The sequence below is a fragment of the Streptacidiphilus alkalitolerans genome (assembly GCF_042511045.1).
GTDB lineage: Bacteria > Actinomycetota > Actinomycetes > Streptomycetales > Streptomycetaceae > Streptacidiphilus > Streptacidiphilus alkalitolerans.
Window position 1 is genome coordinate 237,667 of the sequence record NZ_JBHEZX010000009.1, and the last position, 21,383, is coordinate 259,049.

General features: G+C 71.9%; 20 protein-coding genes. 8 read left to right on the plus strand and 12 right to left on the minus strand.

All coding sequences use genetic code 11. The features are described 5' to 3' along the window. Positions 1–91 precede the first annotated feature (91 nt). The gene (locus tag ACEZDG_RS22015; RefSeq protein WP_380512224.1) at positions 92–442 is read left to right on the plus strand and encodes an L-rhamnose mutarotase; all 351 of its coding nucleotides are present in this window, start codon (positions 92–94) and stop codon (positions 440–442) included. A gap of 18 nt (positions 443–460) precedes the next feature. On the opposite strand, the gene ACEZDG_RS22020 is transcribed toward ACEZDG_RS22015, so the two are convergent. The 8 genes from ACEZDG_RS22020 to ACEZDG_RS22055 all read right to left on the minus strand — a co-directional run bounded on the left by ACEZDG_RS22020 (position 461) and on the right by ACEZDG_RS22055 (position 9,754). After that, on the minus strand, positions 461–1,081 hold the full coding sequence (locus tag ACEZDG_RS22020; protein WP_380512226.1) for an L-threonylcarbamoyladenylate synthase: 621 nt from the start codon (positions 1,079–1,081) through the stop codon (positions 461–463). A 68-nt stretch (positions 1,082–1,149) separates the two neighbouring features. After that, entirely contained in the window at positions 1,150–1,353 is a 204-nt protein-coding gene (locus ACEZDG_RS22025; protein ID WP_380512228.1) for a hypothetical protein, read from the minus strand. Positions 1,354–1,436: 83 nt separating this feature from the next. Next, positions 1,437–2,228, minus strand: coding sequence for a VOC family protein (locus tag ACEZDG_RS22030; RefSeq protein ID WP_380512229.1), 792 nt, complete (start codon positions 2,226–2,228; stop codon positions 1,437–1,439). 216 nt (positions 2,229–2,444) lie between these two features. Beyond that, a complete protein-coding gene (locus ACEZDG_RS22035) occupies positions 2,445–3,620 on the minus strand; it encodes a lactonase family protein (RefSeq protein WP_380512231.1) in 1,176 nt (391 codons plus the stop codon). Between the two features lie 223 nt (positions 3,621–3,843). Further along, positions 3,844–4,842: a zinc-dependent alcohol dehydrogenase family protein gene (locus ACEZDG_RS22040; protein ID WP_380512233.1), complete on the minus strand. Its 999-nt coding sequence runs from the start codon at positions 4,840–4,842 to the stop codon at positions 3,844–3,846. Between the two features lie 79 nt (positions 4,843–4,921). Next, positions 4,922–5,506, minus strand: a complete 585-nt coding sequence (locus tag ACEZDG_RS22045; RefSeq protein WP_380512235.1) for a TetR/AcrR family transcriptional regulator — start codon at positions 5,504–5,506, stop codon at positions 4,922–4,924. Between the two features lie 43 nt (positions 5,507–5,549). Continuing rightward, on the minus strand, positions 5,550–9,395 hold the full coding sequence (locus ACEZDG_RS22050) for an nSTAND1 domain-containing NTPase (RefSeq protein ID WP_380512237.1): 3,846 nt from the start codon (positions 9,393–9,395) through the stop codon (positions 5,550–5,552). Next, positions 9,392–9,754, minus strand: coding sequence for a hypothetical protein (locus ACEZDG_RS22055; RefSeq protein WP_380512239.1), 363 nt, complete (start codon positions 9,752–9,754; stop codon positions 9,392–9,394). Before ACEZDG_RS22055 ends, ACEZDG_RS22050 begins: the two co-directional genes overlap by 4 nt. 307 nt (positions 9,755–10,061) lie before the next feature. Between ACEZDG_RS22055 and ACEZDG_RS22060 the strand changes: the two genes are divergently transcribed. The 3 genes from ACEZDG_RS22060 to ACEZDG_RS22070 all read left to right on the plus strand — a co-directional run bounded on the left by ACEZDG_RS22060 (position 10,062) and on the right by ACEZDG_RS22070 (position 14,066). Beyond that, on the plus strand, positions 10,062–11,570 hold the full coding sequence (locus tag ACEZDG_RS22060; protein ID WP_380512241.1) for a discoidin domain-containing protein: 1,509 nt from the start codon (positions 10,062–10,064) through the stop codon (positions 11,568–11,570). Positions 11,571–11,702: 132 nt separating this feature from the next. Further along, complete coding sequence (locus tag ACEZDG_RS22065; RefSeq protein ID WP_380512243.1) at positions 11,703–13,547, plus strand: glycosyl hydrolase family protein; 1,845 nt, start codon at positions 11,703–11,705, stop codon at positions 13,545–13,547. A 102-nt stretch (positions 13,548–13,649) separates the two neighbouring features. Further along, positions 13,650–14,066 carry a hypothetical protein gene (locus ACEZDG_RS22070; RefSeq protein WP_380512245.1) on the plus strand — a complete coding sequence of 139 codons (417 nt, stop codon included), beginning with the start codon at positions 13,650–13,652 and terminating at the stop codon, positions 14,064–14,066. A gap of 70 nt (positions 14,067–14,136) precedes the next feature. Here the strand turns inward: ACEZDG_RS22070 and ACEZDG_RS22075 are convergent, their stop codons facing one another. Beyond that, entirely contained in the window at positions 14,137–14,406 is a 270-nt protein-coding gene (locus tag ACEZDG_RS22075; protein ID WP_380512247.1) for a hypothetical protein, read from the minus strand. A 229-nt stretch (positions 14,407–14,635) separates the two neighbouring features. Between ACEZDG_RS22075 and ACEZDG_RS22080 the strand changes: the two genes are divergently transcribed. Continuing rightward, positions 14,636–15,763: a chitinase gene (locus ACEZDG_RS22080; RefSeq protein ID WP_380512249.1), complete on the plus strand. Its 1,128-nt coding sequence runs from the start codon at positions 14,636–14,638 to the stop codon at positions 15,761–15,763. On the opposite strand, the gene ACEZDG_RS22085 is transcribed toward ACEZDG_RS22080, so the two are convergent. After that, positions 15,709–16,722: a zinc-dependent alcohol dehydrogenase family protein gene (locus tag ACEZDG_RS22085; protein ID WP_380512251.1), complete on the minus strand. Its 1,014-nt coding sequence runs from the start codon at positions 16,720–16,722 to the stop codon at positions 15,709–15,711. The genes ACEZDG_RS22080 and ACEZDG_RS22085 overlap by 55 nt on opposite strands. A gap of 136 nt (positions 16,723–16,858) precedes the next feature. On the opposite strand from ACEZDG_RS22085, the gene ACEZDG_RS22090 reads away from it, so the two are divergent. Beyond that, a complete protein-coding gene (locus ACEZDG_RS22090) occupies positions 16,859–17,653 on the plus strand; it encodes a helix-turn-helix domain-containing protein (RefSeq protein WP_380512253.1) in 795 nt (264 codons plus the stop codon). 16 nt (positions 17,654–17,669) lie between these two features. Here the strand turns inward: ACEZDG_RS22090 and ACEZDG_RS22095 are convergent, their stop codons facing one another. After that, positions 17,670–18,371, minus strand: a complete 702-nt coding sequence (locus ACEZDG_RS22095) for an RraA family protein (RefSeq protein WP_380512255.1) — start codon at positions 18,369–18,371, stop codon at positions 17,670–17,672. Positions 18,372–18,521: 150 nt separating this feature from the next. On the opposite strand from ACEZDG_RS22095, the gene ACEZDG_RS22100 reads away from it, so the two are divergent. Further along, the gene (locus tag ACEZDG_RS22100) at positions 18,522–18,920 is read left to right on the plus strand and encodes an OsmC family protein (protein ID WP_380512257.1); all 399 of its coding nucleotides are present in this window, start codon (positions 18,522–18,524) and stop codon (positions 18,918–18,920) included. 180 nt (positions 18,921–19,100) lie between these two features. Next, the gene (locus ACEZDG_RS22105) at positions 19,101–19,568 is read left to right on the plus strand and encodes a DoxX family protein (RefSeq protein ID WP_380512259.1); all 468 of its coding nucleotides are present in this window, start codon (positions 19,101–19,103) and stop codon (positions 19,566–19,568) included. 50 nt (positions 19,569–19,618) lie between these two features. On the opposite strand, the gene ACEZDG_RS22110 is transcribed toward ACEZDG_RS22105, so the two are convergent. Beyond that, positions 19,619–21,313 (minus strand): methyltransferase, encoded by a 1,695-nt coding sequence (locus tag ACEZDG_RS22110; RefSeq protein ID WP_380512261.1) that lies wholly within the window; start codon positions 21,311–21,313, stop codon positions 19,619–19,621. Positions 21,314–21,383: the final 70 nt, after the last annotated feature.

Consider the following 21,383-nt stretch of genomic DNA (forward strand, 5'->3'; position numbering starts at 1 on the left):
GTATCAGCGTTTTCGCGCAAGTACTTCGACCATTAATCTGACTCTTCGCCAGACCTCGCCCCCATGGGCGGCCTCGGCGGGAACGAGGGCCATGGACACCGAGCAGGTGCCGCCGACGGAGACGTTCACCTTCACCACGCTGCTGCGGGCTGGCAGGGAACAGGACTACGAGCGCTTCCACCGCGCCATTCCCGCCGAGCTGGACGCCGCGATGCGCGCGGCCGGCGTCCTCGGCTGGCAGATCCGGCGTCAGGGGACCACCCTGACGCATGAGGTGACGGCCCGGAGCCGCGCCCGGATGAATCTGATTCTTGAGGGCGACGAGGTCAACCGGGCCTGGCAGCACGAGGTCGCGCCGTTCCTCGACTCCAGTCGCCCGGCGCCTGCCCCGGACGCCGACGCCGGCGCGCTGATCTGGGACTTCTCCTGGCCGACGCGCTGACGGGCCCCCTCCGGGGCCCTACTCGAACCGGCTGACGTCGCCCGCCCCGCGGCGCACGATCTCGGCCTCACCGCTGGAGAAGTCGATGACCGTGGTCGGCTCGGTGCCGCAGTCGCCCGAGTCGAGCACGGCGTCCACCACGTGGTCGAGCCGCTCCTTGATCTCCCAGCCCTGCGTCATCGGCTCGTCCTCGCCGGGCAGCAGCAGGGTGCTGGACAGCAGCGGCTCGCCGAGCTCGGCGAGCAGGGCCTGGGTGACGACGTGGTCAGGGATCCGGACACCCACCGTCCGCTTCTTGGGGTGCAGCAGCTGCCGCGGCACCTCCGTGGTCGCCGGGAGGATGAAGGTGTAACTGCCGGGCGTCGCCGCCTTGATGGCGCGGAACACCCTATTGTCGATGTGCACGAACTGGCCCAGCTGCGCGAAGTTCTGACAGACCAGGGTGAAGTGGTGCCGCTCGTCGAGCCCCCGGATCGAGCGGACCCGCTCGATCCCGTCCCGATTGCCGAGCTGGCACCCCAGCGCGAAGCAGGAGTCCGTCGGATACGCGACGAGCGCGCCGGAGCGGATGAGGTCAGCCACATTGCCGATGGTGCGACGCTGAGGGTTCTCAGGGTGCACGTCGAAGTACTTCGCCATCCGCCGAGCCTACGGGACCGCGGCCCGGATCCCCGGCACCTCGCCATGGCGGGGGCGGGGCGGGGAGGTCAGGGGCCGAGGCGGTCGGCCGGGGTGCTGGTGGGGGCGGTGACGCTGATCTTCTGGAGCTTCTGGCCGAAGGAGACGGTGGCCTCGACGACGGTGTCCCCTGCCGCGCCACCGCGCATCGCGTCCTGCACCCAGGCGGCGACCTCGTCCAGGGTGAGGAACTGGCCTTTGTCGGCCCTGACTTCAATCGTGCGCTTCGCCATGGGCGCAAGTTTCCCATCCGGCCGCAGGCCGGTGCCAGGCGGTCTCCGGGTTCGGTGAACCCGGAGACCGAAGCCGTCCCGGTTCAGGGGAGTTGGACGAGACCGAAGAACGCGTCCTGGGGGTCCCGGGCCACACCCGCGCGGCCCAGCGGTGTGTCGAAGGTGTCTCCGAGGACGCTGCCCCCGGCCCGGCCCAGTTCCGTCCTCGCGGCGTCGAGGTCGGCGACCGCGAAGTAGGTCAGCCAGGTCGGATACGCGCTGCGGGGCAGGTTCTCGGAGTCGGACAGGGCCGCGACCGGGCGGCCGTCCACGGTGAACACATAGATGCCGGGCGCGGACTCCACGGGGGTGACCTCGATGCCGAGCACCGTGCTGTAGAAGGGCGCGACGGCGGCCGGGTCGGCGGTGTAGAGCTCGTTCCAGGCGAAGGACCCGATCTTGCCCACGAACGCCGCGCCCGGAAGCGCCGCCTCGGCGTCGGCCTGCCACAGGCCGAACACGGCACCGCTGGGGTCGCGGACCAGGGCCGTTCGGGATATTTCGGTCCGGTCGGCGCCCGGCACGAGCACTGCCCCGCCGTCGACGGAAACCGCCTCCGCGGCGGCGTCCACGTCCTTGGTGGCGAGACAGGTGGTCCATACGGCTGCCGGTGACAGCTCGGGGATGCTGCCGTCCTGGTTCCTGATCGTATTGATCCCGGCGACGGGCCTGCCCTTGAAGCGGAACACGGTGCGGTGGCCCGACCCGTGCGGCAGCACCTCGGCCTCCCAGTGCAGCACTCTGCGGTAGAAGTCGACGGCTAACCGCTGGTCAGGGGCAATGAGGTCGACCCAGCACGGGGTGCCGGGCGGGTACGGAGCGGTGACGTGTGACATGGAGCCTCCCTGGGGCACGGAACGGGCAGCAGCAGCACGCTTGGGCGGTGCTGCATCCGTGATCTCTCCAGCAGCCCCACGCCGAAACCAACCGGATGCCGTTGAGTGCACCGCTGTTGCCGTCCCGTCAGCCCGTCAGCCCGCCCGCCCCGGGCACCGTGGGCGGTGCGCCGGGGCGGGCGGGCTGGGCCGGGGGTACGGCCCACGGCCTGCGGGTCAGCCGGCGGCGATGCCCTCGCCGCCGACCGCGCCGGGCACGGTGACCGAGCCGATCGCGGTCAGCGAGCCGTCCCGGGCGACCCGGAACTCGTCCACGACGCCCTTGGCGCCGGTCTGGGCGTAGAGGTAGTGCCCGTCGGAGCTCGCCGCGGCGTCGACCGTGCCGCCGTCGGTGGCGGTTGCGCCGAGCGGGGTGAGGGCGCCGGGCGCGGCGGCGCCGAAGCCGGAGAGGCTGCCGCTTCCGGCGTTGGAGGCGTAGAGGTGGTCGCCCGTGGCGGTGATCCAGCAGGTCGCGGCCTGGCCGGTGGCCAACTGGCCGACAGCGGCCAGCGCGCCGTGGCGGCCGACGGTGAAGGTGGCCACGGCGTTGGGTCCGGCCTCGGTGACCTGGAGCCGTCCGGCCGGGTCGAAGGCGAAGCCGAACGGCACCGCGCCCGGGGTCGAGGTCACCACGGGCTCGGACGCGGGGGCGCCGGACCCGCTGAGCGGGAAGACGTCGATGGTGTTGGCGGCGGCCTTGGTGGTGACGATCAGCTCGCCGCCGTCCGGGGTGAAGCCGATCTGCCCGGGGGTGTGGGTGAACTGGGGCGTGGCGCTGGGGTCGAGGTTCAGGTCCCGGTGCCAGGAGGGGATCCGGACCAGCCGGTCGCCGACCCGGGCGAAGCCCTGGATCGAGCCGCCGTCCAGCGCGTTGGCGACGTAGACCAGGTTGCCGTGGACGGCGACGCTGACGGGGAACTGCCCGCCGGAGGAGACGACCTGGACCCGGCGCAGCCGGTCGCCGTGGACGGCGAAGACGGTGACGGTGTCGCTGGCCGCGTTGACGGCGTAGAGCAGCTGGTGGCGCTGGTCGAGGACGAGCGAGCCCTCCGAGGCCAGGTGGTCCACGGCGGAGCCGGCCAGGACCCCGCCGAGGCCGCCGGTGGCGTAGGAGCCGGCCTGGCTGAGCGTCCCGTCGGCGTTGCGGTGGTAGGCGAGGACGGTGTTGCCCGCGGTGTTGTCGCTCTGGACGAACACCGGCGCGCCGCTGCCGGGGACCTCCCCGCCCGCGTGGTGCGGCGCGGCGGCGAGGGCGGGGACGGTGAGCAGCGCGGTCGCGGCGGCGGCGGCCGTCGCGACGGCGAGGGCGCGGGCGGTGCGGCGGGTGACGGTGCGGCGGGTGGTGGACGACATGATCGGGCTCCTTGTGAATGCCGGGGCGCTCTGGGTGGAGGCATGCCGCAGAGACCGTCAACTTGTCTTTGCTGAAGGACAGTTGACGGCTTGTGCAGCTTCTGGACCGATCATCAGATTAGACGCTCACGAGCGGCTGGTATCGGACATAACCGGCAAACCATCCAGGCGTCCGAACTCCGTAAGGAATGGCCCGTCGGACCGCCGCTGAGCCGCGTTCCCGTCAGCCGGTGGTCTCGGGGATGACGTCGATGACGACCTTGCCCTGGGCGGTGCCGGTCTCCACGGCCCGGTAGGCGTCGACGACGGACTCGAAGGTGAAGTGCCTGGGGTCTAGCCGCGGCGTCAGCCGACCCGACGCGGCGATCACCGCGGCCTGTTCCAGGATCTCGCCGTGGTGTGCCCGTCCGCGGCCGGTGAGCATCGGCAGCAGGGTGAAGACGCCCGAGTAGGTGGCTCCGCGGAACGACAGCGGCGCGAGGCTGTGGGTGCCCCATCCCAGCGCGCTGACGACGTGTCCGGTGTAGTGGCGCGCGGCGCTGAAGGAGGCGTCGAGGGTCGCGCCGCCGACGGTGTCGAAGACGATGTCGAACCCCTCGCCGCCGGTGTGCTCGGCGACGTAGGCCGCCACGTCGGTGGTGGTGTAGTCGATCGGGACCGCTCCCAGTTCCTTGATGGCCCGCTGGCTCCGCGGGCCTCCGGTCGCGAACACCTGGGCGCCGTGGGCCAGGGCGATCTGGACCGCCGCCTGGCCGATGCCGCCGGCGCCGCCGTGGACCAGCACCTTGTGCCCCGGGCGGACGCCGGCCCGGTCCACCAGTCCCTCCCAGGCGGTGATCGTGACCAGGGGCAGGGCCGCCGCCTGGCGCATCGTCAGCCCCTCGGGCTTGTGGGCGAGGAGGTCGGCGTCGACGGCCGCGTACTCGGCCAGGGAACCCTGGAGGTCGCCGACGCCACCGGTCAGGCCGTACACCTCGTCGCCCGGCGCGAAGCGCTCCACGCCTGCCCCGACCGCCGCGACGGTGCCGGCCAGGTCGAGGCCGAGGACGGCGGGCAGGCGCCGTTCGGCGTGGGCGGCCTTACCGGCGCGGATCTTGGTGTCCAGCGGGTTCACGCCGCTGGCCCGGATCCGGACCAGGACCTGGCCGGGACCGGCCTCGGGGGTGGGGATCTCGGCCGGCTCCAGGGGAGTGTCGAACTCTTGCAGTACCAGGGCGCGCATGGCTTCCTCGGATATCGTTGATGGAATCGAACAGAAAGGTCTGTTTCTTGTGGCGCCGACGACCCCGGTCCGGTCGGGATCAGGCGGCGGCCGTGCAGGCCGTCTCCACCAGCCCCCGGGCCGCCGCCCTGGCGGCCAGCGGCATGGCCCGGTCCTGCTCCAGCTTGCCGGCGGCCAGCGTCCCGTCGATCAGCAGGGTGAGCTGCAGGGCCAGCTGGTCCGGGTCGGCCGCGCCGGCGGACGCGGCGAGGTCGCGGACCCAGCTCCGCACCGCGCGCTTGTGGTCGACGGTCACCTGGTGCGCGGGGCTGCCGGGCTCGCTCTCGGCGGCTGCGTTGATGAACGGGCAGCCGTGGAAACCGTGCTGCCGGTATGCCGTGGCGACCGCGTCGAAGAGGCCGACGAGCTGGTCGGACGGCCGCTCGCCGGCCTTGCGGGCGGCGGACTGCAGCTTGCCGCGCCAGGAGGCGTCGGTGCGGCGCAGGTACTCGACCGCCAGGTCGTCCTTGGAGGGGAAGTGCACATACAGCGTGGACTTGGCGACACCCGATTCGGCGATGATCCGGTCGACGCCGACCCCGCGCAGCCCGTGGGCGGCGAACAGCTCGGCCGCGATCAGCAGGATGCGCTCCCGCGCCGGCAGTGTGCCCCTGGTGGTGGTCATGGACCCATGATACAGACAGTTCTGTCCGATGACCCGCGCCGGGTCACCGGCAGGGCGGGTCGTAGCGGTAGTGGGGGACGTACGCGTGCCACTGCTGGGGGGTGAGCACGTTCCTGGTGCTGGCGCAGATCCACCGGACGGCGTCGTCGGCGTCCAGGTCCCACAGTCTGATCACGCCGTCCTCCCCGCCGGTGACCAATTGGCTGTCGCGGTCGAACCCCAGGGACTCGACGGAGCTGTAGGGTCCGGTCAGCGGCTGTCCCAGGGCTGTCGGGTGCAGCGGATCGGCCATGTCCCACAACCGGACCGTGCCGTCGGCGCCCCCGCTGGCCAGGACGCGTCCTGAATGGTCGAACGCCACCGACAGGATGGAACTGGTGTGGCCGACCAGCTCTCGGCCCACGGCCACCGCCTCGGCGGGATCGGTGACGTTCCAGAACCGGATCGTGCTGTCCTGGCCGGCGCTGGCCAGGGTGCGACTGTCCGGGCTGAACGCCACCGACAGCACAAAACCGGTGTGCCCGGTCAGTGGTCGGCCCAGGGGCGCCGCGTTCGCGGGATCGGTGACGTTCCACAGCCTGATCGTCTTGTCGGCGCTGCCGCTGGCCAGGGTGTGCCCGTCGGGACTGAAGGCCACCGACACCACAGGTCCGGTATGACCGGTCAGCGGCTGTCCGAGGGTGGTGGGACGGGCCGGATCGGTCACGTTCCACAGGCTGATCTGCCCGTTCCAGCCGGCGGCGGCGAGAGTGCGGCCGTCGGGGCTGAACGCCACCGACATCACCCTGCCCATGGTGCCGGCCAGGGTTTGCTCCGGCACCCCGGTACGGGCCGGGTCCCCGGTGTTCCACAGATACACCGCGCCGTCGTCGCTTCCGTCGGCCAGGACGTGCCCGTCGGGGCTGAACGCCAGGGACCTGATGTCGGCGGGAGCGCTGAGGACCAGAGGCCCGGCCAGCAGGGTGGGTCGGGTCGGGTCGGTGACACTCCACAACCGGACTCTCCGGTCGGTACTCCCGGTGGCCAGCAGGTGTCCGCCGGAGCTGAGCGCCACGGACGCGATCGACCGGCTGGAGGAGGCGATCAGCCGGGGCGGAAGCGACCACACCCGCAGGGTGTCGTCCGCGCTGCCGCTGACCAGGGTGCGGCCGTCGCCGCCGAAGGCCAGGGAGAGGACCGGCCCCGTGTGGCCGACCAGGCTCGGACCACGCGCCACGGGGTTGGCGGGGAAGGCCACGTTCCACAACTTGACCGAGCCGTCGTAGCTGCCGCTGGCCAGGGTCTGCCCGCTCCGGCTGAAGCTCAGGGAGGTGATTGAGCCCGTGTCGCCGAGCAGTTGGCCCTCCGACACCGCGTGGGCCGGATCGGCCACGTTCCACAGCCGGACCCGGTTGTCCGCACCTCCGCTGGCCAGCGTGTGTCCGTCGGGGCTGAAGGCGACCGCGGACACCAGGTTGTCGCCGTGGCCGAACAGGCCGGGGCCGAGAGCCACGGGGTGGGCGGGATCGGCCACGTTCCACAATCTGACGGTGTGGTCGAAACTGCCGCTGGCCAGTACCTTGCCATCGGCTCGGAAGACCACCGATGCCACGGTGTCGGTATGTCCGGTCAGGGGGTGGCCCAGAGCCACCGGGCGGGTGGGATCGGCGACGTTCCACAGTCTGATGGTCTTGTCGGCGCTGCCGCTGGCCAGGATCCGGCCGTCCGGGCTGAACGCGACGGATCCCACGGTGCTGGTGTGGCCGGTGACGGGCTGTCCGAGAGCCACCGGGCGGGCGGGATCGGCCACGTTCCACAGCCTGATGGTGCCGTCGTTGCCGCCCGCCGCCAGCAGGCGTCCGTCCGGGCTGAAGGCCACGGACTCGACGATATCGGCGTGGACGGGCAGCGGCGCACCCAGCGGGACGGGGCGGGACGGGTCGGCCAGGTTCCACAACCGGACCGAGTTGCTGTTGCCGCCGGCGGCCAGGGTGCGCCCGTCCGGAGTGAGCGCCACCGAGACGACGACTCCAATGCCCGAGGCCACGGGTGTGGACAGGGGAGTGGTGCCGTCGTCGACCAGATGGCTGTACAGGTCGGGTGTGGGGTTCATGCGGTAGGCGACGGCGTCGAGTTGTGCGGCGAGCGCCGAGTCGGTGGTCCGCAGCCGGTCCGCTTCTCCGGTGATCTGGTTGAAGATGGCGTCGTCGCGCTCGGCCAGCGCCGATCCGCGCTGCTGGAAGGCGAACACGGCCGCCCCGGACGCGAGCAGGGCGAGGGTCACCAGGACGGCGGTGACCCGTCGGCGGATCCGCGCGGCACGCTTGACGCGGCGGTTGGAGGCGACGAGGAACGCCCGGGTGACATGGTCGACGTCCCCCGTGTCGGGGGCACTCGCCTCGACCGCGTCCAACTGGCTTCTCCGGTACAGCAGGTCGTCGTCGCGTCCGCCGCGGTCCCAGGAGGACGCGGCGTCGCGGAGTTCCTGCCGCACGATATTGCCGACCCGGTCGCTGTCGATCCACTGGCGCAGGCGCGGCCAGGCCCTCAGCAGCACCTCATGGGTGATGGCGACGGTGTCCCGGTCCTGCGTCAGCAGGCGGGCCTTGGTAAAGGCGCCGAGGACCTTCCGCACGGCCTCCGGTTCGGCCTCCGAGCCCAGGAGGTCCGCCCGGAGTACCCGGCGCCGGGAGTCGTCGGAACCGCGGATGACCGTCACCAGCCGCAGGAAGACGTTCTTCGCCGCCGCCTGCTCGGCGTCCGCCAGTCTCTCGAAGGCCCGCTCGGCCGTGGCGGCGACCGCGTGCTCGATGCCTCTGGTGGTCTCGTACCCGCTGACGGTCAGCCGGCCGTCGTGCCGGTTCTGCCAGGTGGCGCGAAGTGCGTGAGCCAGCAGCGGCAACCGGCCCGCCTCGTAGCCGTCGGGAGCGTCGGCCGTCCCGTTGCCGGCGCCGAGGTCCCGCAGGAGGATCTCGACCAGGCCCGGTTCGACGTCCAGCCCGACCTCCTGCGCCGGGAGCACGATCGCATCGCGCAGTTCGGACCGCGACATCGGGCCGAGGAACAACTGGTGCTGCTGGAGCGCGGTCCGCAGCCAGGGGTAGTCGGCGCAGTGTGCGTAGAAGTCGGCCCGCAGGCCCAGCACGACCAGGCCGATCGGGTCCCGGCCGTCTCCCGGATCGGTCAGCCAGGCCAGTTCCTCGATGAAGGCCCGCCGCTCCTCGTCGTCCTCGCACTGCGCGAAGACCTCCTCGAGCTGGTCCACGATCACCACGATGCGGGCGTCGCCGCGTGGCTGGTTCCTCGCGAGGGCGGCGACCAGCCCGGCCCGGCGCAGGTCGCGGTCCTGCGACCGCCAGTCCGGCGGCCCGGCGGGGTCCTCGGCGCCGTCGGGGTCGGCGGTGAGCAGCGCCAGGTGCGAGGTCAGGGCCGCCATCGGGTGGTCGGTGGGGGTGAACACCACGCGCTGCCAGCGCCGCGAACCCGGCGTCGGCAGGTCGCCGCGCTCGACCGCAGGCAGGAGCCCGGCTCTCAGCAGCGAGGTCTTGCCCGTCCCCGAAGGCGCGACGACGACCAGCGGAGTGCGCTCGGACAGGCAGTCGTCCAGCCGGACCGTCAGGTCCGCGACCAGGCCCTTCCGGCCGAAGAACCACCCGGCCTGGTCCAGGCCGAACGGGGCCAGGCCGGGGTAGGGGCACTCCTCGTCCGTCGTCGGCCGGTCGACCCGGTCGATGCGGCCGTCGCGCGCGACGAAGGTGACGTGGAGGTCGCGGACCTCCACGACGTACTGGGACCCGGCTGCCACGAAGACACGTGCGTCGTCCGACGCCTCGGCGCGTACGAAGACCCTTTCCGCCCGCCCGTCACCGGTCGGTTCCTCCTCGGATCCCCACCCGCCGGGGGCGCTCACTGTTCCGTTATGTGCTGGTCCCTGGCGGCCATGTAGACCCGGCCGTTGCCCTCCGCGTGAGCCTCCAGGTGGATGTCTCCGCGCACGACCTGGGCGCCGGGCGCGGCCTCCCAGTCGGCCAGGATCGCCCGAAGGGCCGGCTCGGCGTCCTGGTGGGACTCCAGCAGCTCGACGAAGCGCCGTCCCCACTCCTCGCGCAGCGCCTGCTCGACCACCGTCGTACCGGACTGGTGGGCCGCGAGCACGGCGGCCCGGGTCGAATCGAGCTCGGTCGCCACGGCGGCGGCATGCTCGGGGCGGACCCGCCGCCACAGCTGCACCACCTTGTCCCTGGCCTGCTGCCACCCGTCGGTGACCATGAGGGTCACCATCGTGCTTCCGGCTGTACCCGCCAGAGCGACAACCTGCGGATCCATCTCCACCCCCGTTGTGCGTACTTCCGTCGGGCATCCACCGGCAGGTACCGGGGGGTGCGACATCGCGGCGCCTCAACTGTAGGACAAACCCGGTCCGGGCAAGTGGAGTTGGCACCGGGCGACGGCTGCCGACGACTCGGCGTGACACACCCGTGGACAGCGTGAGGCCACGCAGTTAACCTTCTTTACGAGCTGGTCATAGACATGACTGCTGTCCATACATGTGAACCCTCGTCGTTAGGGAATCCTCATGCCACGTAGAACCCGCCCCGTCCTTCTCGCTTCGACCCTCGCCGTCGGCGTCGTGCTGGCCGCGGGATCGCTCACCGTCGCGCTGGCCTCGACCGGCACCGCGGCGGCCATCCCCGGGGACCTGGCCTGCGGCCGGGCCGCGACCGCCACCAGCACAGCCGCGGGGACACCCGCCGCCGCCACCGACTGCAGCACCGCGACCGGTTGGCAGAGCAGCACCGCCCACCCGCAGGAACTCGTCGTCGACCTCGGCGCCGCCGACGCCGTCGACCACGTCACCGTGGCCTGGGGGGCCGGCTACGCGACCTCGTTCAAGGTGCGGACCTCGCCCGACGGGAAGCAGTGGCACACCCAGACCGCCGTCACCGCGGGCAAGGGCGGCACCGGGACCGTGCAGCTCCCCGCCGGGGTCTCCACCCGCTACATCGAGCTCTACCTGCAGCAGTTCAGCGGCGGGAACGGCTTCCAGGTCAACGAGTTCGAGGTCTTCGGCACGGCCGCCACCTCCACGCCGACCCCGACCCCGACCCCAACGCCCACGCCGACCCCCACGCCGACGCCGACGCCCACGGGTACGACCGCGCCGGGCGGGCCCACCGTCCAGGTCTCGACCGCGGCGCAGCTCAGCGCGGCGCTGCTCGCCGCCAAGCCGGGGCAGACGATCCAGCTGGCCGCCGGCACGTACTCCGGGGTCTTCCTGGCCACCACCAGCGGGACGGCCGCCGCACCGATCACCCTCAGCGGTCCCACCTCCGCGATCCTCACCAACCCGGACACCACGGGCGACCTCGGGGCCGGCTACGGCCTGCACCTGGAGGCGGACCACTGGAAGCTGACCGGGTTCAGCGTGGCGAACTCGGCCAAGGGCGTGGTGCTCGACCACGCCAACAACGACGTGCTGGACGGCCTGACCGTCTACAACATCGCCGACGAGGGCATCCACCTGCGGGAGTTCAGCAGCAACGACGTGGTCGAGCACTCCACGATCCACGACACCGGCCTCAAGGCGCCGGGCTACGGCGAGGGCGTCTACATCGGCACCGCCAACAGCAACTGGGACACCTACACCAACGGCCAGCCGGACCTGAGCAATGACAACCAGATCCTGAACAACACCTTCGGCCCCAATGTCGCGGCCGAGAACATCGACGCCAAGGAGGCTACGGTCGGCGGGCTGATCAGCGGGAACAGCTTCAGTGGCAAGGGTGAGAGCGGAGCCAACTCGGCGACCGACGTGGTGGCCGTCAAGGGCAACGGCTACACGGTGACCGGCAACACCATGAGCAACGGGCTGGTCGACGGCTTCGAGGTGGAGCAGCTGTGGCCCGGCACCGGCTGCGGCAACACCTTCACCCGGAACACCATCACCCTGAACGCCCCGGGGTGGGGTTTCAACGTCAAGGACCAGAGCGACTGCGCCGCGGCGCCCAATGTCGTCGGTGCGTCGAACACGGTCACCGGAGCCGTCCTGGGCGCGTCCAGGATCCCGGAGACGCCCGGCCTCTGAGACCTGACCCCTGACGGTCGGTCACGGTTCCGGGACTTGTCCGATCCGTTGACGGGGCCCGGTCAGCCACCTATGTTTTCGCTGATTCACTTATGAATCAAGTTCATATGTATGAACAGTGAAAGGTGGGGCATGCACGCCTCGATACGCTTCGCGATGACGCTCGCGCTCGCCGCAGCCACCGTCACGGCCACCGCGACCACGGCGAACGCGGCAGCCCCTCCGGTGATCACCATCTCCCCGACGACGACCGGCACCTCGCTGACGGCCGGCTCGCTCGGCCTCTCGTTCGAGGCTTCGGACCTCGCGCTGCCGGGCTTCACCTCCGGGAACCTGGCGAGCTATCTGCGCACCCTCGGCAGTTCGGTGATGCGGATCGGCGGCAATACCGTCGACCAGACGTACTGGACCTCCACCGGGGAGACGCCGCCGTCCTGGTCGTCGGCCACCATCACTCCCGCCGACCTGACCGCGCTGGGGACCCTGGCGCGGGCCAGCGGCTGGAAGGTGATCCTCGGCGTCAACCTGAAGCAGTACGACCCGGCCAGGGCCGGTGACGAGGCGGCGCACGCGGCGGCGGCCCTCGGGTCGTCGCTGCAGGCCGTCGAGATCGGCAACGAGCCCGACCTGTACCCGCAGTACTCGGGCAACACCGCGAAGTACCTCACCGACTTCAAGGCCTATGTCGCCGCCGTCAACAAGGCCGCGCCCGGGGTGCCGATCGAGGGTTCGGACGCCGCCGGAGCCCCCGGCGGCACCTTCCAGAACGCCTTTGTGGCCAGCCACCCCGCCGTCAGCGAGCTGACCAGCCACTACTACCCGCTCACCTCCAGCACCTGCGGCGGCAACCCGACCGTCGCCGACCTGCTCGGCTCGGGTGTGCGCGACGCCGAGACCGGGGTCGCGGCCGCCGCGGTCACCGAGGCCGCCAAGCTGGGCCTGCCCGCGGTGTTCGACGAGGGCAACTCGGTGGTGTGCGAAGGCCAGCAGGGTGTGAGCGACGTGTTCGCCGCCGCGCTGTGGGAGGTGGACGAGCAACTCGACATGGCCCGGGCCGGCGTGGCCGGGGACTACATGCACGGCACGGTCATCAAGTGCGACGCGCCCAAGCCGCTCTACATGTACTACTCCCCGCTGTGCGCCCCGACCGACGCCGACGCGTCGGCCGGACTCCTGGCCGCGCAGCCGGAGTACTACGGGCTCGCCGCCGTGCACCAGCTCGGCACAGGCAGCTTCCTGAACCTCAGCAACCCGATCTACGCCGGCCTGCGTGCCTACGCGCTCAAGCACACCGACGGCAGCATGACCGTGGTGCTGGACAATGTGCAGGACCCGGCGACCAATGCCGCCACGACCGTCCAGCTCGCCCTGGGCGCGTCGTTCAGCTCGGGCCGGCGGGTGAACCTCACCGCGAGCGGTCTGACCGCCACCGGCGGGGTCACCCTCGGCGGGCAGTCGGTCCAGACCGACGGCACGCTGGCGGCCCCGGTCTCGACCAGCATCGCCGTCAGCGGCAGCAGCACCACGGTCAGTGTCCCGGCCGGCAGCGTGGCGATCCTGACCCTCGGCGCCGGCGGCGGGACCAGCCCGGCGACCGCCCTGGTCGGCGGGGCGTCGGGCAAGTGCCTGAGCGTCACCGGCGCGTCCACGGCGAACGGTGCCGTCGCGGAGATCTACACCTGCAACGGCAGCCCCAGTGAGAACTGGACGCTCGGCGCCAATGGCACCATCGTCGGCGGACTGTCGGGCAAGTGCCTCGAGGTGAGCGGGAGTTCCACGGCGAACTACGCCCTGGCCGACATCTCCAGCTGCACCGGGGCGGCGAACCAGCAGTGGACCGTGACCGGTGGCGGTACCGTCGTCGGGGTGCAGTCCGGCCGCTGCCTGAGCGTCACCGGGGCCTCGGTCGCCAATGGCGCGACGGCCGACATCTACGACTGCAACGGCAGCGCGAGCGAGACCTGGTCCGAGCAGTAGCCGCGAGCGACCGGGGTGCCTTTCCGCACGTCGAGGAGGACGGCGGCGGAAGGCACCCCGTGCACCCTCGCGCATATGCCAGGGTCATGCCAGGATGGCCCTGTGGCCCAACTCCCATATCCCGCACACCTGATCCCGGATGTCTCGGCCGGCATGCTCGCCCACAACGACGCCCGCGCGGCGGCGGCGCAGGCCGGCCATGTGGCCGTCAGCATCCAACTGCAGCGGGGCGCCTGGTCGGTGAAGATGGACACCCGGACGGCGCCGGCCCACTCCGTCCGCGAGAGCGACGCCCTCGCCCTGGCCGAGGCGGTGACCACCCTCGTCCGGTGCCGCGTCGCGGTGACCGGAACCTGCGGGCCGGGTCAGTACGGTCTGGTGCGGCTGGCGGGGGAGGAGGAGGCCCGATCCCTGGCCGCGGCCATGCACGCCGCCGTCTACGGTGACCCGACCGGACTGAAGGCCCTCACCGCCGAGCTGTGCGCGGCCCGGGGACGTACCGCGGAAGGGACGCGGTAGCGCGCAGGGTCGGCCGGGGGCATCGCAGACCCGGGTGCGCTGGTCGGCGATGCCTCGGCCTGACGGCCGGTCACTTCACGTAGAGGTCCGCCTCGCCCAGGATGCCGGAGCCGGGGAAGCCGGGGTTGAAGGGGGTCCAGGTGCAGTAGTACGCGGTCCACTGGTGGTTGGTGACGCCCAGTTGGCCCTGGCTGGCGCACTGGTCCTGGTAGTAGTACTCGGCGTGCCAGGTGTAGCCCGGCGCGGGGGCGGGGGCCGCCTCGGCCGTGCCTGCCGTGGCCAGCCCGGCCCCGAGAGCGAGGAAGGTCAGCGCTGCTGCCGTGCGGAGACGTCGTGTCACGGGGAACGCCTTTCCGTAGGGGAAACGCCAGCAGGCTAGGCGAATGGTCTGGACCAGTCAAGAGCGCCTCACTGGTCCGAACAACCAGCCCCGCAAGGCCATGTGGGGCAGGGCGCCGGGGTGCGGTCGGGCCGTTGGCGGTGGCATTGACGCGCTCTCGGGGCAGCCCTAGAGTCACCACCGCGTTAGTGACCTTTACTGGTTTGTCGAGTGGGATGAGGGCGGACACTTGATCAGCATCCGAAAGGCAGGCGCGGCCCTCGCGGCGGCGGCCCTGATCGCGGCGGGCACCACGACGCAGGCCGCAGCCAGCGGTCACGGACATGGGCATGGGTACGGACACGGCCACAGCCATGCGCCACGCCCCCTGCCGACCCATCTCTTCGCGCCCTACTTCGAGGGCTACACCACCGACAACCCGGCTACCCTGGCGGCCCGTTCGGGATCCAAGTACCTCACCCTGGCCTTCATCCAGACGCCCGCGCCCGGCTCCTGCGAGATCGACTGGAACGGCAATCCGGCCACGCCCGTGGCCCACTCCACCTACGGCGCGGACATCGCCCGGATGCGCGCGGCGGGCGGCGACGTCATCCCCTCCTTCGGCGGCTACAACGCCGACCACGCCGGTGAGGAGATCGCCGACAGCTGCACCGATGTCGCCGCCATCGCCGCCGCCTACGAGCGGGTCATCACCGTGTACGGGGTCTCCCGGCTGGACTTCGACGTCGAGGACAACTCGCAGACCAACCCCGCCGGGATCAACCGGCGCAACCAGGCGATCCACCTGGTCGAGCAGTGGGCCGCGCGGCAGCACCGGACGGTGCAGTTCGTCTACACCCTCGGCACCAATATGACCGGCCTGGACGAGCCGGACGGCCTGAGCGTGCTGCAGAACGCCGTGGCCAACCACGCCCGCATCGACATCGTCAACATCATGACCTTCGACTACTACGACGACGCGCCGCACGAGATGGCCAAGGACACCGTCACCGCCGCCGAAGCGGTGCTGCGGCAGCTGCACGGCGTGTACCCGCGCAAGAGCAGCTCGGAGCTCTGGCACATGCTCGGCATCACCGAGATGGTCGGCATCGACGACTACGGTCCGCCCGAGGTGTTCACCCCCGCCGACGCGACCGCCGTGGAACGCTGGGCCACCAAGCAGGGCATCGCCGAGCTGTCCTTCTGGGCACTGCAGCGGGACCAGGGCGGCTGCGTCGGCACGGCGGGCAGCGACAGCTGCTCCGGGGTGGCGCAGAGCGGCTGGGAGTTCAGCCACGCCTTCGAACCCTTCACCCGTGCGGGTCACAGGGTCACGACCACCTTGCCGAAGGGGTCGCCGTCGCGGAAGTACCGGTAGGCGTCCGCCGCCGCGGCGAACGGGAACACCCGGTCGATCACCGGGCGGATCCGGTGCGCGGCCAGGGCCCGGTTCATGGCCTCGAAGTCGGTGCGACTGCCGACCGCGATGCGCCGGACCGACACATAGCCGCCCGCGAAGGGATCCGTGACGGGCGCGGTGGCGGGGAAGGCGCCGATCAGGGTGATCCGGGCGTTGTAGGCCGAGGCGGCGACCGACTGCCGCAGGGTCGGCAGACCGACCGCGTCCACCACGTGCTCGACTCCGTCGCCGCCGGTGAGGTCCCGCACGGCCTGCGGCCAGTCAGGGGTCTCGGTCCGGTCGACGACCTCGTCGGCGCCGACCTCGCGCAGCCGCTTCGCCTTGTCCGCCGAGGAGGTCACGGACACCACGCGGGCGCCGTGCATCCGGGCGAACTGCACCGCGAACAGCGCCACCGTGCCGCTGCCGACGGTGAGCACCGTCTCGCCCGGCAGCACCGCGGCCGGCCCGGTCAGCGCCGCCCAGGCGACCACCCCGGCGCAGGTCAGGCAGGCCGCCTCGGCGTCGGTGAGGTAGTCCGGCGGGTGGACCACCGAGTCCTCCGCCAACAGGACGTATCCGGCCAGCCAGCCGTCGTGGTTGGCCCCGTACTGCTCGCGGGTGTGCGTCAACCGCTGCGGACCGGCGATCCAGCGCTGGAAGTAGGTCCCGGACACGCGGTCGCCGACCGTCGCGCGGGTCACGCCGGGACCCACCGCGACCACCTCGCCCACCCCGTCCGACAGCGGAATCACACCGGGCGTCGCGGGCAGCGGGTACGAGCCGTCCATCAGCAGCAGGTCGCGCCGGTTCAGCGACGCTGCACGCACCTGGACCAGGACCTGGCCCGGCCCCGGCGTCGGACGCTGCTGCGGACGGGCGCTGAGCCCGTGCGGGTCGTGCAGCGGGTCCAGGTGGTAGGCGAGGGGACTCGGCATGGCAGCGCTCCTGACGGTGGGTCGGACGGGTCGGACGGGTCGGTGGGCCGTGCCGCCGAGTCTGGGACGGTCGACGCGTACGTGCGATTCCCCGGAGGGAATGGCGGAGCCGCGGCCCGGCGGCGAGGATGGCGCCATGACCACCGAGGCAGCGCCGAGCCGGTTCGCGGGTGAGCTGCGCCGCTGGCGCGGGCTGCGGCACTGGAGCCAGCTGGACCTGGCGATCGCCGCGGACACCACCCAGCGCTATCTGAGCTTCCTGGAACGGGGACGTTCCCGCCCCGGCCGGGAGATGGTGGTCCGGCTGGCCGAGTCGCTGGGGCTGACGCTGCGCGAGCGCAACGCTCTGCTGCTGTCGGCCGGCTACGCCCCCGCCTTCGATGAATCCAGCCTGGACGCACCGCAGTTGGAGCCGGTGCGGGCCGCGCTGCGCAGCGTGCTGGACGGGCATCTGCCGTACCCGGCGGTGATCGTGTCCCGGCTCGGCGCGCTGATCGACGCCAACGCGGCCTTCGGCCTGTTCACCGAGGGCTGCGCGCCGGAGCTCTGCCGCCCGCCGCTGAACGTGCGCCGGCTCGCTCTGCACCCCGAGGGCATGGCGAGGCGGGTGCTCAATCTCCCCGAGTGGGGCCGCCATGTCACCGAGGCCATGCGCAGCCGCCTGCGGATCAGCCCCGACCCGCAGGCGGAGGAACTGCTCGCGGAGCTGGAGGGCTATCTGCCGCGCAGCGAGCCGGGGCCGGGGTACCTGGGCTTCGCCGTCCCGCTCCGGTTGCGCCGCGAGGGCGGCGAGCTGTGCCTGATCACCACGCTGACCACGTTCGCCACCGCCACCGACATCTCGCTGGCGGAACTGCACCTGGAGGCGTTCCTGCCCGCTGACGAGGCGACAGCGAAGTACCTGCGCGACCGGCAGACGCCTGCGGGCTGATGATGACGATCTCCTGCTACTCCTCGATCGCCCCGCCGACGGCACGCAGATGCTCACGGAACGTCAGGGAGGGGTTCTCGCGGCGTCCGGCGAGGTAGCTGTCGAACCGCACCTGGGCGCGCAGGGAGGTGCCGGAGCGGATCAGCTCCGCCTGGCGCCGTTCGGTGTCTCGGATCGCCTCGGCGAGGTCGAGGACGTCGGCGGCCTCCGAGGACGGAACGAACACCACGCCGTCGTCGTCACCGAAGACCAGGTCCGCGCTGCTCACCGTCCAGTCGCCGACGACGGCGGACTCCGGAGCTCCTCGCTCGTCGAGGCGTTGCGGTCCGGTCGAGGTCGACCCGGTGCTGAAGACCGGCAGGCCGATGGCCCTGATGTCGGCGGTGTCGCGGTGCAGGCCCCAGATGACGATGCCCTCCACGCCGGCGGTCCTGGCCTCCAGGGCCACCAGGTCGCCGACGCAGGCTTCGTCGGTGCGCCCGCCGTTGTCGACCACCAGGATGTCGCCCGGCCCGGCGTGCTCGAACGCCTCCAGGAAGACGTCGACACTGCCGACGTGACGGGCGGGCAGCACCCGCCCGGCGACGCGGCTGCCCGGGATGACGGCCTGAAGTGCCGGGGGAGCGCAGCGCACCGGGATCCGCGCGCGGAGGCAGGCATCCGTGAGGTGGGCGGTGGTCAGTCCTGCGAATCGAAGTCGCAGCTTCTGGGCGTCCATGCTCGGCATAGTTCCCGAAGCTACCAGGGGCGGACCCCGTCCGCACGGCTCGAGTGGCGGGGCTTGCCGGGTCCGCGAAGGGTCTGAGCCCGTGTGGAAGGATTCGGGCCGGGCCACAAGTCGGCGACGGGCTACGGGAGGCGGCAGGCCATGGACGAGCGGTTCGCGGTGGTGGCGAGCGCGGGGTCGTATCTGGCGGAGGACGGCGACGAGGTCCGGTTCCCGCACCGGTGGACGCCGGGAGGCGTCGGTGTGCGGTCGGTGTTCAGCGGCGGGCATGTGCTGAACCTGGCGGTGGCGGCGTGTGTGCTGAACGACCTCTACCGCGAGGCCGAGACCGCCGGCTTGGCGCTGCGGGGCGTCCGGGTGCGCGCGGAGGGCGGATTCGACACCTCCCGGTGGGTCTCGACCGGCATCTCCTACGCCGTCGAGGTCGACAGCGACGCGCCGCAGGCGCTGATCGACGCGCTGGTCGCCGCAGTTGACGAGGTGGCCGAGATCCCGCAGGCCCTGCGCCAGGGTGCCGCTGTCACCCGCTCGGCGGAGTGAACGGCCGGGCGGGGCCGGAAATTCATCGTTCTGCCGTGAACCGTGCGGTCACCGCACGCGTATGCCTGGTGACGCGCACGCGTCCGTCCTGACCTGCGTCTCGCCGGGGGTGACTTCCGCACCAGCTATTGACATGAGCACGTCTATTCTGCTCCGCCCGTACACCAGCGCACCGACCCGATGGAGGAATCCGTGTCACAGACCAAGCTCTGGCCCTACGTCCTTTCGCTGTTCCGCGTCATCGTCGGGGCACTGTTCGTGTGCCACGGCGCGGCCACCGTCTTCGGTGTGCTGGGCGGCACCGGAGCCGGAACGGCCGCCCCGGTCGGCGCCTGGCCCGGCTGGTGGGCCGGGCTGATCCAGCTCGTCTGCGGCGCCCTGGTGGCGCTGGGCCTCGGCACCCGGGTGGCGGCTTTACTCGGATCCGGTTCGATGGCCTACGCGTACTTCAGCGTCCACCAGGAGAAGGCGCTGCTGCCGATCCAGAACGGTGGTGAGGCGTCCATCATGTTCTGCTGGACCCTGCTGGTCATCGCCCTGACGGGTCCGGGAGTCTGGGCCCTGGACCCGCTGCTGGCCCGGATCCGGCGGGTACCGGACCGTACGCCGCAGCCGGCCGAGCCGGTGGCCGAGGGCGCCGCCGGTTGACCTGACGGTGTGTCGGCCCCGTGGGGGCGGGGGCCGACACACCGTCAAGCTCAGTCGACGGTGGCCGCCTTCCGGGCGTGCAGCACGCGGGCTTCCAGCGGCAGCGGCGAGCTGTCCACCAGGGCCAGGCCCGCGTCGGCGAGCAGCCGGGCGTAGTGGTCGGCCCGGCGCTCCCGGCCGCCGACGTTGCACATCATGTGCAGGTCCCACGCGGTGGCCAGGGAGGGGGAGCCGTCGTTCGGCAGCACCCGCTCCACGATCAGCAGGTCGGCGGTGGCCGGCATGGCCCGGGCGATGCCGCGCAGGATCTCCCGGCAGCGCTCGTCGTCCCAGTCGTGCAGCACCCGCGAGAGGACGTAGACGTCGCCGCCCTGCGGCACGTCCGCGAAGTCGCCCGGCAGGTAACGGCAGCGCCCACCCAGGCCGGTGGCGTCCAGCGACCGGCGTGCGGCCTCGACGGCGTGCGGGCGTTCGAGCAGGACCCCGTGCAGCCGGGGGTGTGCGGCCAGCAGGCGGCCGAGCAGCTGCCCGTTCCCGCCCGCGACGTCGACGACCGTCCCGGGGGCCGCTGCCCGGGCGGCGCCGAGGACGACCGGGTGTGCGGCCAGCGGTTCGAACATGCGTGAGCTGGCGGCCATGGACTGGTCGAACAGCTCGGCGAGTTCGGGATGGCGGGCGAAGTGGTCGAAGTGGTTCTCGCCGAAGCGGTGCTCGAAGCCGACCTCGCCGGTGCGCACGGTGTGGTCCAGGCTCGCGAAGGACTGGTAGAAGGCGCCGCCGTACATCAGGGCGAGCGGTCGCAGCGAGCCGGGGACTCCCGCGCGCAGCAGGGCGCCGCGTTCGGTGAGCCGGAAGCCCTCGGGGTGTTCGGTGACCACGTCCAGCATCGCGAGATAGCGCAGCAGCCGCTCCAGGTTCTCCGGTTCCGCGCCGAGGGCCCGCGCCAGCGGGCCGGCTCCGGTGGCGGTGCCGGTGTCCATGGCGTCGGGCACCCGCAGCTCCGCGAAGACCGCGAGGGCCTGGGTGGTCCAGGCTCCGGTGAGCAGATGCAGGAGCGTTTCCGCATGGCCGCGGGCCCGGGACTCCTCCAGATGCGCGGCCAGTACCTCCTGGTGTTCGCCGGGCGCGTAGAGCTCGACCCGCCGGTATCCGGCCTTGGATTCGGCGGGGGCGGTGAAGTAGAAGACCGTGCCGTCCTCGTGCGCGTTGTAGCCGCCGCCGTCGGGGGTGGTGCCGTGCTCGGCCAGCACGGCGCGCAGGCCGCGCAGGACCAGTGGATCGGGGTGGTCGACCTCGAAGGCGAGGTGCGCCTCGTGCTGCCGGGCGCGCTCGTGCTCGGCGATGCCGGCCAGGTCGGAGCCCGGCGGGACGGTCAGCGCGAACACCTCGACGGTGCGGGGCTCGCCGTCCGGGCCGAGCACCGGCGGACGGAGGATGTGGACCTCGAGGTCGGCCGTGTCCCGACCGTGGCGGTTGGCCAGCCGTTCCCTGACCACGACGCTGGGGTGCGCGGCGGTGTCGGCGGCCAGGCCGCAGCCGGCCAGATCGGCCCGCAGAGCCGCCTGCTCCGCGGGGAAGACGAGCAGCGCGGCGTGCGAGAAGCGGCAGCGGTCCGCCAGCGCCCGCAGTTCCAGGGCGTCCAGGTCGGGCAGCAGGAGCGAGAGCAGCGCGGCGGTGTCCTGTCCCCGGACGAAGTCGACCGCCGCTCGCAGGCGGTCGGCGTCGGTGGGGAGGGTGGGCGTCATCGCTAAGGCATCCTTGGTCTCGGCATCGGGGTGGACGGTCGTCGGTGGGACAGTGGTCGGCGGGACGGTT

Coding starts and splice junctions, on each gene's coding strand:
- ACEZDG_RS22040 (WP_380512233.1), bottom strand. CDS start 4,842: ATGCGCGCCCTGGTACTGCAAGAGTTCGACACTCCCCTGGAGCCGGCC.
- ACEZDG_RS22100 (WP_380512257.1), top strand. CDS start 18,522: ATGGACGAGCGGTTCGCGGTGGTGGCGAGCGCGGGGTCGTATCTGGCG.
- ACEZDG_RS22065 (WP_380512243.1), top strand. CDS start 11,703: ATGCACGCCTCGATACGCTTCGCGATGACGCTCGCGCTCGCCGCAGCC.
- ACEZDG_RS22105 (WP_380512259.1), top strand. CDS start 19,101: ATGGAGGAATCCGTGTCACAGACCAAGCTCTGGCCCTACGTCCTTTCG.
- ACEZDG_RS22060 (WP_380512241.1), top strand. CDS start 10,062: ATGCCACGTAGAACCCGCCCCGTCCTTCTCGCTTCGACCCTCGCCGTC.
- ACEZDG_RS22055 (WP_380512239.1), bottom strand. CDS start 9,754: ATGGTCACCGACGGGTGGCAGCAGGCCAGGGACAAGGTGGTGCAGCTG.
- ACEZDG_RS22035 (WP_380512231.1), bottom strand. CDS start 3,620: ATGTCGTCCACCACCCGCCGCACCGTCACCCGCCGCACCGCCCGCGCC.
- ACEZDG_RS22020 (WP_380512226.1), bottom strand. CDS start 1,081: ATGGCGAAGTACTTCGACGTGCACCCTGAGAACCCTCAGCGTCGCACC.
- ACEZDG_RS22045 (WP_380512235.1), bottom strand. CDS start 5,506: ATGACCACCACCAGGGGCACACTGCCGGCGCGGGAGCGCATCCTGCTG.
- ACEZDG_RS22030 (WP_380512229.1), bottom strand. CDS start 2,228: ATGTCACACGTCACCGCTCCGTACCCGCCCGGCACCCCGTGCTGGGTC.
- ACEZDG_RS22085 (WP_380512251.1), bottom strand. CDS start 16,722: ATGCCGAGTCCCCTCGCCTACCACCTGGACCCGCTGCACGACCCGCAC.
- ACEZDG_RS22110 (WP_380512261.1), bottom strand. CDS start 21,313: ATGACGCCCACCCTCCCCACCGACGCCGACCGCCTGCGAGCGGCGGTC.
- ACEZDG_RS22015 (WP_380512224.1), top strand. CDS start 92: ATGGACACCGAGCAGGTGCCGCCGACGGAGACGTTCACCTTCACCACG.
- ACEZDG_RS22095 (WP_380512255.1), bottom strand. CDS start 18,371: ATGGACGCCCAGAAGCTGCGACTTCGATTCGCAGGACTGACCACCGCC.
- ACEZDG_RS22090 (WP_380512253.1), top strand. CDS start 16,859: ATGACCACCGAGGCAGCGCCGAGCCGGTTCGCGGGTGAGCTGCGCCGC.
- ACEZDG_RS22025 (WP_380512228.1), bottom strand. CDS start 1,353: ATGGCGAAGCGCACGATTGAAGTCAGGGCCGACAAAGGCCAGTTCCTC.